At 43.4% G+C, this 13,277-nt stretch carries 12 protein-coding genes and 1 other RNA gene; 12 read left to right on the top strand and 1 reads right to left on the bottom strand.

What is annotated here, in order from left to right; translation table 11 throughout:
- Nucleotides 1-3: 3 nt before the first annotated feature.
- Nucleotides 4-1,890, bottom strand: a complete 1,887-nt coding sequence (locus CTT31_RS16230; protein WP_260491597.1) for a penicillin-binding protein activator — start codon at nucleotides 1,888-1,890, stop codon at nucleotides 4-6.
- 60 nt (nucleotides 1,891-1,950) lie between these two features.
- Between CTT31_RS16230 and rsmI the strand changes: the two genes are divergently transcribed.
- The 12 genes from rsmI to CTT31_RS16170 all read left to right on the top strand — a co-directional run bounded on the left by rsmI (nucleotide 1,951) and on the right by CTT31_RS16170 (nucleotide 13,274).
- Nucleotides 1,951-2,811 carry a 16S rRNA (cytidine(1402)-2'-O)-methyltransferase gene (gene rsmI / locus CTT31_RS16225; RefSeq protein ID WP_211858750.1) on the top strand — a complete coding sequence of 287 codons (861 nt, stop codon included), beginning with the start codon at nucleotides 1,951-1,953 and terminating at the stop codon, nucleotides 2,809-2,811.
- 54 nt (nucleotides 2,812-2,865) lie between these two features.
- An RNA gene (gene rnpB / locus CTT31_RS16220) (RNase P RNA component class A) lies at nucleotides 2,866-3,236 on the top strand.
- A 267-nt stretch (nucleotides 3,237-3,503) separates the two neighbouring features.
- Nucleotides 3,504-4,706: a ComEC/Rec2 family competence protein gene (locus tag CTT31_RS16215; RefSeq protein WP_260491596.1), complete on the top strand. Its 1,203-nt coding sequence runs from the start codon at nucleotides 3,504-3,506 to the stop codon at nucleotides 4,704-4,706.
- A gap of 136 nt (nucleotides 4,707-4,842) precedes the next feature.
- Complete coding sequence (locus tag CTT31_RS16210) at nucleotides 4,843-6,246, top strand: MBL fold metallo-hydrolase RNA specificity domain-containing protein (protein WP_211858735.1); 1,404 nt, start codon at nucleotides 4,843-4,845, stop codon at nucleotides 6,244-6,246.
- 342 nt (nucleotides 6,247-6,588) lie between these two features.
- The gene (locus CTT31_RS16205) at nucleotides 6,589-6,927 is read left to right on the top strand and encodes a type 2 periplasmic-binding domain-containing protein (protein ID WP_260491595.1); all 339 of its coding nucleotides are present in this window, start codon (nucleotides 6,589-6,591) and stop codon (nucleotides 6,925-6,927) included.
- A 300-nt stretch (nucleotides 6,928-7,227) separates the two neighbouring features.
- Nucleotides 7,228-8,703: a serine hydrolase domain-containing protein gene (locus CTT31_RS16200; protein WP_211858733.1), complete on the top strand. Its 1,476-nt coding sequence runs from the start codon at nucleotides 7,228-7,230 to the stop codon at nucleotides 8,701-8,703.
- A gap of 468 nt (nucleotides 8,704-9,171) precedes the next feature.
- A complete protein-coding gene (gene dusA, locus CTT31_RS16195; RefSeq protein WP_211858732.1) occupies nucleotides 9,172-10,191 on the top strand; it encodes a tRNA dihydrouridine(20/20a) synthase DusA in 1,020 nt (339 codons plus the stop codon).
- Nucleotides 10,192-10,370: 179 nt separating this feature from the next.
- Nucleotides 10,371-11,027 carry a PspA/IM30 family protein gene (locus tag CTT31_RS16190; protein ID WP_211858731.1) on the top strand — a complete coding sequence of 219 codons (657 nt, stop codon included), beginning with the start codon at nucleotides 10,371-10,373 and terminating at the stop codon, nucleotides 11,025-11,027.
- A 48-nt stretch (nucleotides 11,028-11,075) separates the two neighbouring features.
- Nucleotides 11,076-11,285 carry a PspC domain-containing protein gene (locus CTT31_RS16185; RefSeq protein WP_010376716.1) on the top strand — a complete coding sequence of 70 codons (210 nt, stop codon included), beginning with the start codon at nucleotides 11,076-11,078 and terminating at the stop codon, nucleotides 11,283-11,285.
- Between the two features lie 23 nt (nucleotides 11,286-11,308).
- Entirely contained in the window at nucleotides 11,309-11,650 is a 342-nt protein-coding gene (locus CTT31_RS16180) for a hypothetical protein (RefSeq protein ID WP_045987624.1), read from the top strand.
- Nucleotides 11,651-11,745: 95 nt separating this feature from the next.
- On the top strand, nucleotides 11,746-12,270 hold the full coding sequence (locus CTT31_RS16175; RefSeq protein ID WP_211858730.1) for a copper chaperone PCu(A)C: 525 nt from the start codon (nucleotides 11,746-11,748) through the stop codon (nucleotides 12,268-12,270).
- Between the two features lie 17 nt (nucleotides 12,271-12,287).
- Nucleotides 12,288-13,274 carry a DUF2333 family protein gene (locus tag CTT31_RS16170; RefSeq protein WP_211858729.1) on the top strand — a complete coding sequence of 329 codons (987 nt, stop codon included), beginning with the start codon at nucleotides 12,288-12,290 and terminating at the stop codon, nucleotides 13,272-13,274.
- Nucleotides 13,275-13,277: the final 3 nt, after the last annotated feature.

Raw genomic sequence — 13,277 nt, 5'->3', positions numbered from 1 at the left:
ATCCTATCTGATCAAAGAGTCTCCCGCAGGTTTCTCTTGTTGCATAAATAATGGTAGTGGAGGCTGTTCATCTAAGCTCACCAAACGAATTTGTTTATTATGATACTGTGCCCAACTGAGCTTTCGCACAACATCACTGCCACCGCGGATGCTGAGCTGGCCGGTTAAGCCATCAAAACTTTTCCCCGAGAGCCAAGCCAATTGGCGCAGCTCGGGGACTAAATTCGTGGCGTCATATGCCATTGCAAACAGGCGCTGCTCCAAGTCGGCCTGCTCAGGCCATAAAGATTGATAGGCATCTCGAAGCGGTGCTTTTTCAACAGCACCCGGTAGCATCCAGGGCTGCTCGGTAAAATAAAGCCCTTCTAAATCGCCCTTATCAGTGACATCAATTTGTTTACTATAACTGCGAGAGCTTGCATATAAAGGGATCCTATCGGCAAATGTACTGACATTGACGTCTAAATAAGGTTTGAGCAGTCTAGTTTCCATTGCATCACCTAAAATATAGATGGCATCAATGTCGCGTCTAGAGCGTGTTTCGCTTTTGACCTCTTTGCGAAATAGACTTTTGATGACACTAGTGCGTGCTTTGGATGCATCGACCTCTAAAATATCCGTGATGACATCCGCCATGTTGGTACTATTGGTATAATAACCCACTTCTGGTGCGGTCTCACTGTAGCGTTTCCAACCTTGATCAAAATACTCAATTAAACGCTTACCAGAGGCGTTCGCTGGAGCCAGTAACATGGGTTTTTTATAGCCTTTAGCAAGAAAGTGCTTCATTGCTTGCTCGACTTCATGCTCAGGGTTAAGCGCAAAAAAGTACTGTTCACTGCTGCTAGGCGTAAGGGTTTCGCGAGCATTTAAAAATAAGGTGGGGTAAGCCGCAAAACCTTTATCTGCGAGTAGTTTTTCAACGTTGGATTTTAATAATGGACCAATGACAAAATCGACATTTGCCTCAGCAAGTTGTGTTACGATTTCAGATTCGGATGCCATTTCATCAATGAAGAAGACCTCTTCAATCGCCCCTTCGTCAGTAGCAGCCAAGAAACCATTTTTCAAGGCTGTGCCGAGTCGCTCGCTCGCACCAGATTGCGGTAATAACACCGCAAGTCTTTTAACTTGGTAAGGTTCAAGCGCAACAGCGCCTTGCAAATCTTTAGGCAGCAAAGCAACCGCAGGGTGATTAGTAAAACGACGACGCCAATTATTCATGGCTTGGTCGAGCTGGACGCTCGAACCCAAATAAATTTGTTGATATTTAGCTAGTGTCACCCAACCACGCTGTAAAACAGAGCCAGAATCAAAGCGCTCTAGGGCGTAACTTGATAGCTGCTGTAGCGCGAGCCAAATCTCTTCGTTTAGCCCCGCCACCGCTAAGTTATGTTCATTGGCAATATCGGCCGCTTTAAAGTATTCAACCAATGCTTTTTTTGGTAGTTGCTGAGAGGCATAAATACTACCCAGTAAATACTCATACCAAGCTTGGTGTTCAGGGGTGTTGAGTCGGCCCTCTAGCGTGTTTAGTATGGCTAACGCATTGGCATACTGCGATAATTCTTTGCGAGCAAGTGCGATGTATAATTTGTTTTGAATATGATCAACACTGGCTTTAGCTTCCATCGCTAAACCAATTTGCTCTAATATTTGCCAGTCTTTTTCTAAGATAGCAGCGTCTCTGGCTGCATATAGCAATTGGATTTTGGCAACGCCTTCTTTAGTCTGCGCCTTTGCAAATAACGACGCGGCATTGTCATCCGATTGGCTAAAGGCTTTAGTTGTTTTAGTTTCTTGGGCGGATTTGGTGACATTTGTGCTTGTACTACAAGCGGATAACCCCGACAATATGGCAACTAAAAGCGCTATCTTTTTAAACTGCACAGGCAAACCTTCTTTTTCACGACTGAGTGGATATCTTACTGACTGATATTGGAGAGCTCAATGGCTAATCTTCACAACGAAAACAAAATCGGCACCCTACATATTGTAGCGACACCAATAGGTAATTTAGATGACATCAGTGAACGTGCACTGAAAGTGTTAAGTCAGGTCGATTTAATCGCTGCCGAAGATACGCGCCACACTGGCAAATTATTGAGCCACTTTAGCATTAAAGCAAAAACTTTTGCACTGCATGATCACAACGAGAAGCAAAAAGCGCAGCAAATTTTAGATTGCTTAAACGAAGGTAAAGACATCGCGCTAGTGTCTGATGCGGGTACGCCGCTTATCAGCGATCCAGGCTATGCCGTGGTAAACCTGTGCCGTGAAGCAGGTGCCACAGTGACTCCCGTTCCTGGCGCGTGTGCCGCCATTGCTGCGGTGAGTTGTTCAGGCTTACCGACAGATAAATTCCAATTCGTGGGATTTTCACCTGCAAAAAGCCAAGCACGTCAGCAGTTTTTTAAAGATGCAGTTGCCTCCGGTATCACCAGTATCTTGTACGAAAGCACCCACCGCATTATGGCAAGTCTAGAAGATATGAAAATCGCGCTGGGCGAAACACAACAAGTTGTTTTTGCTAAAGAACTGACCAAAACCTACGAAACCTTTTTCAGTGGCACGGTTACAGAGCTTATTGAGTTTTTAACCGCAACACCTGAAAAGCAAAAAGGTGAACTGGTGCTGATGCTACCCGGTGAACAAAGAGATGAGCAAGCATTAACGCCAGAAGCGAAAAAGCTGATTGAGTTACTAGAGCCAGAAATGCCATTGAAAAAGGCCTGCGGCGTGGCAGCTGAATATTTAGGGCTAAAAAAGAACGCCTTGTATAAGGCTATCATTGCTGAGCGAGAAGCGTAATACACGCAATTTATCGCGTGCGTTATTGCATTAAAGTGCGTATAATCGCCCGCCTGAGTCAGCCGGATAATCGCTGCCTGTGACGAAAATGATCAGGGGGAGGAAAGTCCGGGCTCCAATGGGCAGGGTGCCAGCTAACGGCTGGGGGGCGTGAGCCTACGACAAGTGCAGCAGAGAGAAGACCGCCTAAGTCCTTCGGGACCGGTAAGGGTGAAAGGGTGCGGTAAGAGCGCACCGGGCCACTGGTAACAGTTGGTTGCAAGGTAAACTCCACCCGGAGCAAGACCAAATAGGGTTCCTTATGGTGTGGCCCGCATCGGAACCGGGTAGGTTGCTCGAGCCTAGGAGCGATCCTAGGCCTAGACGAATGATTATCGATCTCCTTCGGGAGTGAACAGAACCCGGCTTATAGGCTGACTCACCCTATTCAAGAGAACCGCTTGATTTGCTGAAGTAAATCGAGCGGTTCTCTCAAACTACCAACTTTTAGTATTAACTTCCTAACTGACTTTGTATCTTTAAACTTAATCACTTTCATCTAACTTTTTGATTTTTGCGTCAATGCACTATTTTGCTAGTATGTAATCATAGTAATAGCAGCGTTAGATTTTGCATAGGCTATTGAGTCGAGTAAGTTAGCTCAATTTTATAAAGTAGGCTTGCTCAATAAAATGGAATAAGAGAGAGAAGTTGTGAGCAGCAACCAAACTAAACAATCAGCCCGAAATATTGTGATTTATATAGAGAGCTATAGCAGGCCGGGTGAAGGTGACAAAGTAGAGTATATTATCGACTTTTGTTGCTATCAAGATGCTCAGGCGGTAGCTCGGTTGTTTGGGCAAGAGTTGATACCTGAAGTGGCAAGGTTTTACCGGCTGACTACTCCACATATGAGACATAGCCGTCTAGCTGCTGGTTCTTTCTATAGCATGCCGTATACCTTTTTTGAGGAGTTTGAATTAGAAAATGAGGAGTTTGAATTAGAAGACGGTGAGGGAAGTGCTTTTGTCGCATACTCACTACGCACACGCTCTCATTTTTCATTCAGTCAGTATCTCACCGATACGCAATTTATTTCTCCCTCTACTCCTACTCTCCCGTTTATTAAGTTAGAGCATCAGTGGAATAGTTTGACCGTTGTTAATTGTGGCCAAGGTAATTGGAATGAAGTGCACAGCTCCGAGTATGTCTTAGTTTATGATTTTGGAGCATCTCAACGATATAGTGACAGGCAAGTGAAAGATCTCATTTCTAGAAGAATGCGTGCAATGAATGGTCGTCGCTATACCGTTATCATCAGTCACTGGGATATGGATCATTTTCAAGCGTTAAAGTTTTGCAGCCCCACACAGCTCGCTGATTGTGACGCTGTATTTGGTCCAGATAATATTCCCGATACTTTAGTTTACAGAGATACCATAGAGCACTTAGAGAGTAATAATGTTGCTATTGTATGTTTACGTTCAACAATTTCGCGAAAAGGAAGAGAAATCACGCTCAGCTCGATTTACTCTTCAGCAACGATAGATGTCTACAGAGCTAGCGCCGGCAGCTCAAGAAATCAAACTGGTATCATGTTAGCGATTAAAGGTAAAAATAAAGTGGCTCTGCTTACAGGGGATCATCATTATCCGAAGATATTGGACGCGGTAAGTACCTCCTCATTTAGTGATAGGGGAGTGATCCTAGTGACCCCTCACCATGGTGGTGAAGCGGGTTATTTAAGTGTCTCTAGGTGGCAAACTGCTTTTCCAAATATTGAGTGCCCTATATCTGTTGGCGACAATAGTTATGGTCACCCTCAGCAAAACATATCTCGTCTACAGGCTTTAGAAGGGAAAATGCCAAAGCTAACCGTGATAGCTAATGACAATGACATTGAGTATCTACTTTAATTGGTTATACCAGCTAAAACTATAAAACTCACATCTGTAACTCTTTTGATGCAGCACATAAGCAACTCGGATTTTTGTAACTAAACTTACATAAACCCAAGGGGAACTACCCCGAGCGAAGAAATGAGTAAAAGCGATGGCAACAATTACCTTCCATGGGGCTGCGCAAGAAGTTACAGGGTCTTGCCACCTTATTAGCTCGCCTTCATTAGGTGATGTACTACTTGATTGCGGTATGCATCAAGGGATGAGAGCAAAGCACCTTATCTCGCGTGAGCAATTTGAATTTAATCCAAATAGTATTGATATGGTTATTCTCTCCCATGCGCACTTGGACCATTCGGGTAGGCTGCCTTGCTTATTACATGATGGCTTTACAGGCCCAATCTATTGCACAGAGGCGACGTCGCAATTGTTGCCCATTATGCTATTTGATGCGTTAAGTTTATACGAAAATGATTTGCGTAGAGAAAACAGAAAGCGTGCACGTAAGGGGCTCGATGATATTCCCGCACAGTACACGAAAGAAGATGTACTGGATGTATTGGACTGTCTCAAGCCTATTGCTTATCATCAAGAAGTAAAAATTGCAAAAGTCGCGAGTGTGCGCTTTCACGATGCTGGGCACATTCTTGGCTCGGCAATCACAGAGCTAACCTTTGATGAGCAAGGGAAACAGAAAAAGGTGGTTTTTTCGGGTGATCTTGGTAATAAAGATACACTGTTGATGAATGATCCTACGTTGCTAGAACAAGCTGATATTGTATTAATGGAAGGTACCTATGGGGACCGTGAACATAAGTCTTTAGGTGATACACAAACCCAACTAAAAGGCATTTTGGACGATGCGTTTGCACGCGGTGGTAATGTGATGATCCCCGCGTTTGCAGTGGGCAGAGCGCAGGAACTATTGCTTTATCTAGGTAAGTTACAGCACGCCGGTGAGCTTGATAATTGGCAAGTTTTTCTCGATAGTCCAATGGCTATTGAGGTCACTGAAGTATACGACCAGTGGCTCCCGACTTTGGATTGTGAAGGCGTTAAAAAACTTCATACCGGAGAGCAAAGCTTACTCAAGAATTTCTTATCTACATTGCATTTGATGGTAGATGCCGAAGACTCAATGGCAATCAACAAAATAAGCGGCGGGGCATTAATCATCGCGGGTAGTGGAATGTGCACAGGTGGGCGGATCACGCATCATTTTAAACATCGCATTTGGGATAGTCGCAATACCATCATCTTTGTCGGATATCAGGCTAAAGGCACCTTAGGAAGGATATTGGTTGACGGCGCCCAACACATCAAATTATTTGGCGATGATATTATAGTGAAAGCAAATATCGAAACACTAAACGGCTTTTCAGCACATGCCGGGCAAGCGGCATTGATTGAATGGGTTAGCCATTTTAAAAGTTGTCCTAAAGTGATACTTGTTCACGGTGAACCCGACGCATTGGAAGGACTAGCAGAAGCGCTTAAGCTGCAACATAACATTCAGGCTGAAATTCCCGTATTGGGGGAAACAATAGAGTTTTAGCGACTATCTGCTAAAAATAGTTATATAACTAACGACACAATAATAAGTGATAGCAAATAGTAGTATGTGTCATTGCAGTGCCAACTAATGAGATTTTGAGTTTGAGACTTTGCTTTATCTTATATTTATTCAGTGTTTTAGCTTGTACTCTTGGTAGTGCAAAAGCGCGCGCGTCAGATAAGCCATTAGCACCTTATCAGGAGTCTAACACTGGCCCCTAAAACAATGCTTAATACTGACGGTGAGCCGGATGGCTATGCGGTAAAGGTGTTGCAAACATAACTTCAGCGACTTGATTGGCCGATAAAGATTGAATATTTTCTGTGGCCCAGAGTGTCATATATGGCGCAAAAAGGGCTGTGTAATATTGTCTTGACGGTACTTATGCGGCAAGATTACGCAAGTTATATGGTTTTTCAAAATCAGCCCATCCTAAATCAAAAAAACGTGATCATAGTCAGAAAAGATAGCACCATCACATTTGACGGAAACAAAGCCATGTTTTTGCGTCAACACTTAGCGAAGCATATCCAATTAACCAATACGTCCCAAAGTAGTTTGCAAATGTTGCTATTAGGGCGGGTTGATGCTGTATTTGAAAATGATTTAACTGCAATTATGGAGTTAAAAGCCCTATATCACGTTACCCAAGTTTGGGCGTTTGGCCGAACGAGCAAATGAGTTTGATGCCGCGATGCTCTCTTTTAAACAAACAGCAGCGTTTAAACAAATACAGCAACAATACCTTGCCGTTGAAAGAGAATGATCGTGCTGTATGCCTCATTATTCAACTGTTCACCGAAATCCCCTGATGTGTTCGTCAAATTCACTATTTCTTTATCTTTTTCACTATTTTGTTTTTATGTAGGCTTAACTGGAAGCAATAATTTTTAATTAAACTATTGAAAATAAAGCAAATTTAGTTTTGGCATAAGACTTGAAACTAACCATCTCATAATGTAAATGAACGATGGAACAATCATGTACAAGAACAACAAAGTTTTACTATCAACCGTGTTATGGTTTGGCACGCTTTTATGGTCGGCATTATTTTCATCCTTGGTGAAGGCTGAGTCGGTAGACAAGCTGATCAAAACCCTCATGAAAGAAAGGCATATTCCCGGATTACAGTTAGCCGTGGTTAAAGACGATAAAATCATTAAGCAAGGAAGTTATGGTTTTGCAGACTTACAGCATCAAGTGCCTGTGACTGAGCAGACGGTATTTCCGATTAATTCGATGACAAAGGCGTTTACCGGTGTTGCGATTGTACAGCTTGCTGAACAAGGTTATCTAAACATTGACGATGAAATTGGTAAGCACTTACCCGATTTACCAAAGGCTTGGCAGCAACTTAAAATTAACCAATTAATGGGTCACACCACAGGCTTGCCACCGATCCTAGCATCAAATTATGCCCTAGAAACCATTGTACCGAATGATGCGGAAGCCTCATGGCAAGCTGTGCAAAAGCAGCCTCTTCAATTTACACCTAACTCGCGTTTTAGTTATAACCAAACCGGCTATGTGATTTTGGGTAAAGTCATTGATAAATATGCACCTGAAGGGTTTCCTGCTTTTATCACCAAGATGCAGTTAGCACGTGCCAATATGCCGCAAACCGCGCAGGCAGGTTTTGATTATCTTGAACTTATGGTGCCAAATCAGGCTCGCCAATATATTCATTTAGGTGAGGGAAATTACAAAAACTTTTACGGTGAATTCCCTTATATGTTGAGAACCGCAGCGGGAATGAGTTCAACCGCAACGGAGCTGGCTAACTATGTTGTATCACTGCAACAAGGCGAGCTGGTTAAAGAGTTAGATATGCTATGGACGCCAGTTAAGCTGAACAACGGGCGTACAGAAGCCTTTAACACCAAAGAAAACGGCTATGCAATGGGCTGGCAAGTGATTCAGCGTAAATATCACCCTGCAATCAGCGCAAGCGGTGGAAATGCGACTACAGTGATCACCTACCCTGAAGACAAGGTTTCGGTGATTGTGCTTACTAACCTGCTGGGTGGATTACCCATTGAGTTTGTTGATGATATTGCCGCTTACTATATTCCCAACTTTAACGACGCTAGTAAGCAAAAGGCTTATCAGCCAATGGCATACTTAAAGCAGCTTACAGATAAACATGGCTTTGCCGACTTCGCGACTACGTTTGCAAAAGCGCAGCAAGATACCGGTGTAATGTATGATTTAGAGATCTTGGTGGAGTGGGGCAATAAGCTTGTTGAAGATGGCCAAGTTAATAATGGTATCGAAATCTTTAAATTTGCGCTGACACAAAATAACGAGCAGCCATATTACCATAACAGCATCGCGCAAGCGTATGAGTTAAATAAGCAGTATGCACAAGCACTTGAGCATTATCAGCAGTTACTTGCGATAAACCCAAACAGTCAGTTCGCAAAAAATAAAGTAGCGGAAGTGAAGGAATATCTTTAACTCACCATAAGACTGTGACGGCAGCCTAAACAAATTGAAAGCCGCAAGTTCAATTACTTGCGGCTTTTTGGTATTTAATCTGAGGTTTGGATAAGGAATGAGCTAACTCATTGTTTTTAAAATTACATTAAATTACCTCCTTGTCTAGCCAGAAAGTTTTGGGGATAACTCCGCTCTCGCGTCCTGCTACCGCCTAGGTACCTACATCCTTGTAGGCAAGGCGAATTTACGCACCAATAGCTAGCTATTGGAAGTGAATTCAACGCAGTTAGCGCAAAAACTGGCTGCTAGAAAGGCACTGATTATCCGAAGCTCAGGTTATTTACTATTGGCAATAAATTGCTGTCTATACTTAACGAAGTATTAGAAGCTGCGGTATACTACGCAATCACCTATTTGAGCTATGTACTGCTATGGACATAACTAGTACAGGTCATTGATAGTAAACCTGATTGAGAAAGTCATACCATGAGCCAACAACCTACTCCACCCTTAGAGCCACAAACACCGAACCACTGCGTTGATGCCTTTCGCCGCTTTAGCGTTGCACCCATGCTGGATTGGACGGATCGCCATTGTAGAACCTTTCACCGTAAGTTGACTAAACATGCGGTGCTTTATACTGAGATGATCACTACAGGTGCGATTATTTTTGGTAAAGGGGATTATTTGGCATTTGGTGCGCATGAGTTACCGGTGGCGTTGCAGCTGGGGGGCTCTGATCCTAAGGCGTTGGCAGAGTGCGCTAAGCGTGCTGAGGAATATGGCTACAGTGAGGTAAACCTAAACGTGGGTTGCCCGTCAGATCGCGTGCAAAATGGTCGCTTTGGGGCGTGTTTAATGGCTGAGCCTCAGCTCGTTGCTGATTGTGTGGCGGCGATGAAGGCAGAAGTGAATATTCCGGTAACGGTAAAAACGCGTATTGGTATTGATGAACAAGATTCTTATGAGTTTCTTACGGCGTTGATTGAAGCCTCGCAGGCGGTGGGCTGTGATGACTTTATCATTCATGCTCGTAAAGCGTGGCTGCAAGGTTTAAGCCCGAAGGAAAACCGTGAGGTTCCACCGCTTGATTATCCTCGTGTATATCAATTGAAAAAAGATTATCCCGATCTACATATTAGTATTAACGGTGGGGTAAAAACCCTTGAGGAATGTCAGCATCATTTGGCTCACCTTGACGGCGTAATGGTTGGCCGTGAAGCCTACAGCAATCCGTTTATGTTGTCGCAGGTTGATGAACTGCTCTATGGTGAAGCTGCGTTTACGCAAACTCGCCACCAGGTGGTAAGAAGCATGTATGACTATTTCGAAAGCGAAATGTCGAATGGCGCTAACTTCTGGCATATTGCGCGTCATATGTTGGGGATTTTTCAAAATCAGCCAGGTGCCCGTGGTTTCCGTCGTCACTTATCAGAAAACGGTCACAAAAAAGAGGCTGGCATTGAGGTGATGGAAAAGGCGCTGTCTTTTGTACCTGAAGCGTAAAATATATTGCTCCAATCCTGTGTGTGAAAAAGACGATTTTATCGTCTTTTTCACTATTTAATGTATCTCAATAAATCTATTTTTCTTTTCAAAAAACCTTAACTCAATGATTTAATTTTGTTTTTATTTTTGGCACGGCTCTTGGAATAGTCTAACTATATTATAAAAGGAGCCGAACAATGACCATCATCAACAGAATTGAAGATCTTATCAAAGCAGAACTTAACGCGTTACTAGACAAAGCAGAAGACCCACAAAAAATGGCAACTCAGTTAGTGCGTGATTTAGAAGAAGCGCTATCCGATTGTCGTGCAACGGCAGCTGAGCTTATTTGCCAACAAAAAGTAGCGCAGCGTCAAGCTGAGCAAGCAAATAAAGCTGCGGCAACGTGGCAAAGCAAAGCCGAACATGCTCTTGAAAAAGGTCGTGAAGATCTTGCCCGCTCAGCCCTTGAACAAAAGCAGCGAGAAACCGAAAAAGTACAAGAAGCACAGCAAAAAATTGATGACCTAACGCCTGCCCTTGAAAAGCTCAGCGCAGATGCGGACAAGTTGCAAAGCAAAATTCAGCAATTAAAGGCAAAAGAAAAGGCCATGTTGCGCCGCTTGGAAGCTGGTAAGGCAACGTTAACCATCAAACAAACGCTGAATAGTGACGATATGCACTCTGCAACGCGCAAGTTCGACGAGTTAGAACGTAAGGTGGCGCGCCTTGAAGCTGAAGTCGAATCCTATGACTTAGGGCAGCCCGATGTATGGCAGCGCTTTGAAGATGAGCAAAAGCAACAACAAATCGACGATGAATTAGCCCAACTGAAGCAAAAAATGGCGAGCTAGGCTCGCCCACTGCAACGAACTGAGCAATCAAAGCGAAAGGAGATAAAGATGAAAAATAGATATCAATCAACACTGTCTCAAATGAATAGTTCAAAGAAAATTGGTGGCGTATGTGCGCAACTAGCACAACGTTTTGATATGCCAATTTGGTTAACGCGTTTACTAACGGTATTGCTGTTTTTTAAGTTTCCAATGTTGGTGTTATTGGCGTATGGCGTCGCTTGGTTTGCAATGCCAAAAGCGCAATACGAAAACTAAGTAACGGCGACGAGGTAGGTACTATGAAAGTCGTGGCCGGTATATTATTAGCGCTGGTATTTTTATTGGCGCTATCTTGGGTGTCGCTGCCACTAATATGGTTAGACATCAGCGATTTGCAACTCGATATGGGATTTGACCTAGGTTGGTTTGGCTTTGAAATACTCACGTTGCTATTTGCAATTGTAGCGCTGGTGGTGCTAGGAGCACTCTTGAGCGCAGGTGTTTTAGGGTTGCTCCTTATTGTGTTCATTGGGCTAGTAATGACATTGCTATTTAATTCGCTGATAGTGCTATTTCCACTCATCTGTATTATTGCAATTGTGTGGTTAGTGGTAGACAAATCTGCTCAAGCAAAAGTTTGAGCAGTGGGTTTTTGTTGGCGATAGGAGATAAAAAACACGCTAAATTGGGATCTGTGATATAGTTATTTGCAGTTATAAATCCAAGGAAAGCCAACATGAAATCAAGTGTAATCAAAACCTTAATTTTTGCTTTATCAACTTTTATCGGCTTTAACGCTTCAGCTCATCAAGGGCATGAACATGGTGAACATCATCATGGTTCGGAGCAACTTTCTGTTCACAATGCAACCGTGCGTGCATTTTTACCGGCAGCGCCATCTACTGCGGGTTATCTCGTTATTGAAAACCCAACGCAGCAAAATAAAACGTTGATTAAGGCTTCGCTTGAAGGCGTTAAGCGTGTTGAAATTCACGAGCATGTTCATAAAGAAGACATGATGAAAATGCAACGTGTCGACGAGCTCGCTATTCCTGCGGGTAAATCAGTGACATTCCAGCCAGGTGGTTATCACTTAATGGTGTTTGAACCAGTAGAAACATTAAAAGTCGGTGAGAAGCGTAAGCTTACGCTATATTTTGCTGATGGCGATAGGATCTTCACCATGGCGGAAGTCGTCGCACTTGCAGACATGTTTGGTGGCAAAGAAAAATCAAACGCCGGACATCACTCTCATCACTAAAAACAGTGAGGTATTAAATGGGAAATCATACGGGAAAAATCATCTCTGGCATTATCGCTGTCATACTTCTGGGTTATGTTATAGCTGTGTATTGGAGTGTGGAACCAGAGCAATTTGACGTCGTCGCGGCAGCAAAAGCGGATGCGCAGACAAATGGCAATACATTAGTCACTGGATATGTAACGACACATACCTTGATTAAAGTGACGGATACGCTTTTAAATAAGCCAGGTGGTTACTTGTCGAATGACATGATGCCACCAAGTGTAATGATGGATAACATGCCTGCTTGGGAATACGGCGTGCTTGAGATGACACGAGATCTTACACTTTCGATGCGTAAAGATTTTAGTCGTTCACAATCTCAATCGACTGAACACCCAAGTTTAAAGCTAGCACAACCACAGTTTAATATCAGTTCAACAGCGTGGATGTGGCCAAGTGCTGAAGGTGAATATCAAAAAGGCAATGACTTACTGCGTCAGTATTTGACTCAAATTTCTGATAACAGTAACCGCGACAGCCAGTTTTATGCGCGTGCTGATAACTTGAGAGCTTGGCTAAAAGAAGCTGAAAAGCGCATGGGCAGCCTAAGTCAAAGATTAAGTGCAAGCGTAGGTCAAGACAGATTAAATACCGATTTAGCTGGAGATTCGGCAGCCGATCAAGCAACCATGACGCCAAGCCATAATATGGTGAAAACCTCTTGGTGGCTGATTGATGATGTATTTTATGAAGCCAGAGGCGCCACGTGGGCGTTACTACACTATATGAAAGCGGTAGAGCATGACTTTAGACCTGTGCTTGAAAAGAAAAATGCACTTGTCAGCCTACAGCAGATCATCAGAGAGCTAGAGGCGACTCAAGAGACAGTGTGGAGCCCTATGGTATTAAATGGCAGTGGCTTTGGCTTGGTAGCGAATCATTCTCTGGTTATGGCAAATTATATTTCGCGAGCCAATGCGGCTCTCATCGAACTTAGTGAACTTTTAGCGCAAGGATAACAT

The sequence above is a fragment of the Pseudoalteromonas maricaloris genome (assembly GCF_024746855.1).
Lineage (GTDB): Bacteria > Pseudomonadota > Gammaproteobacteria > Enterobacterales > Alteromonadaceae > Pseudoalteromonas > Pseudoalteromonas maricaloris.
This window is presented reverse-complemented; position numbering and strand designations above follow the sequence as displayed.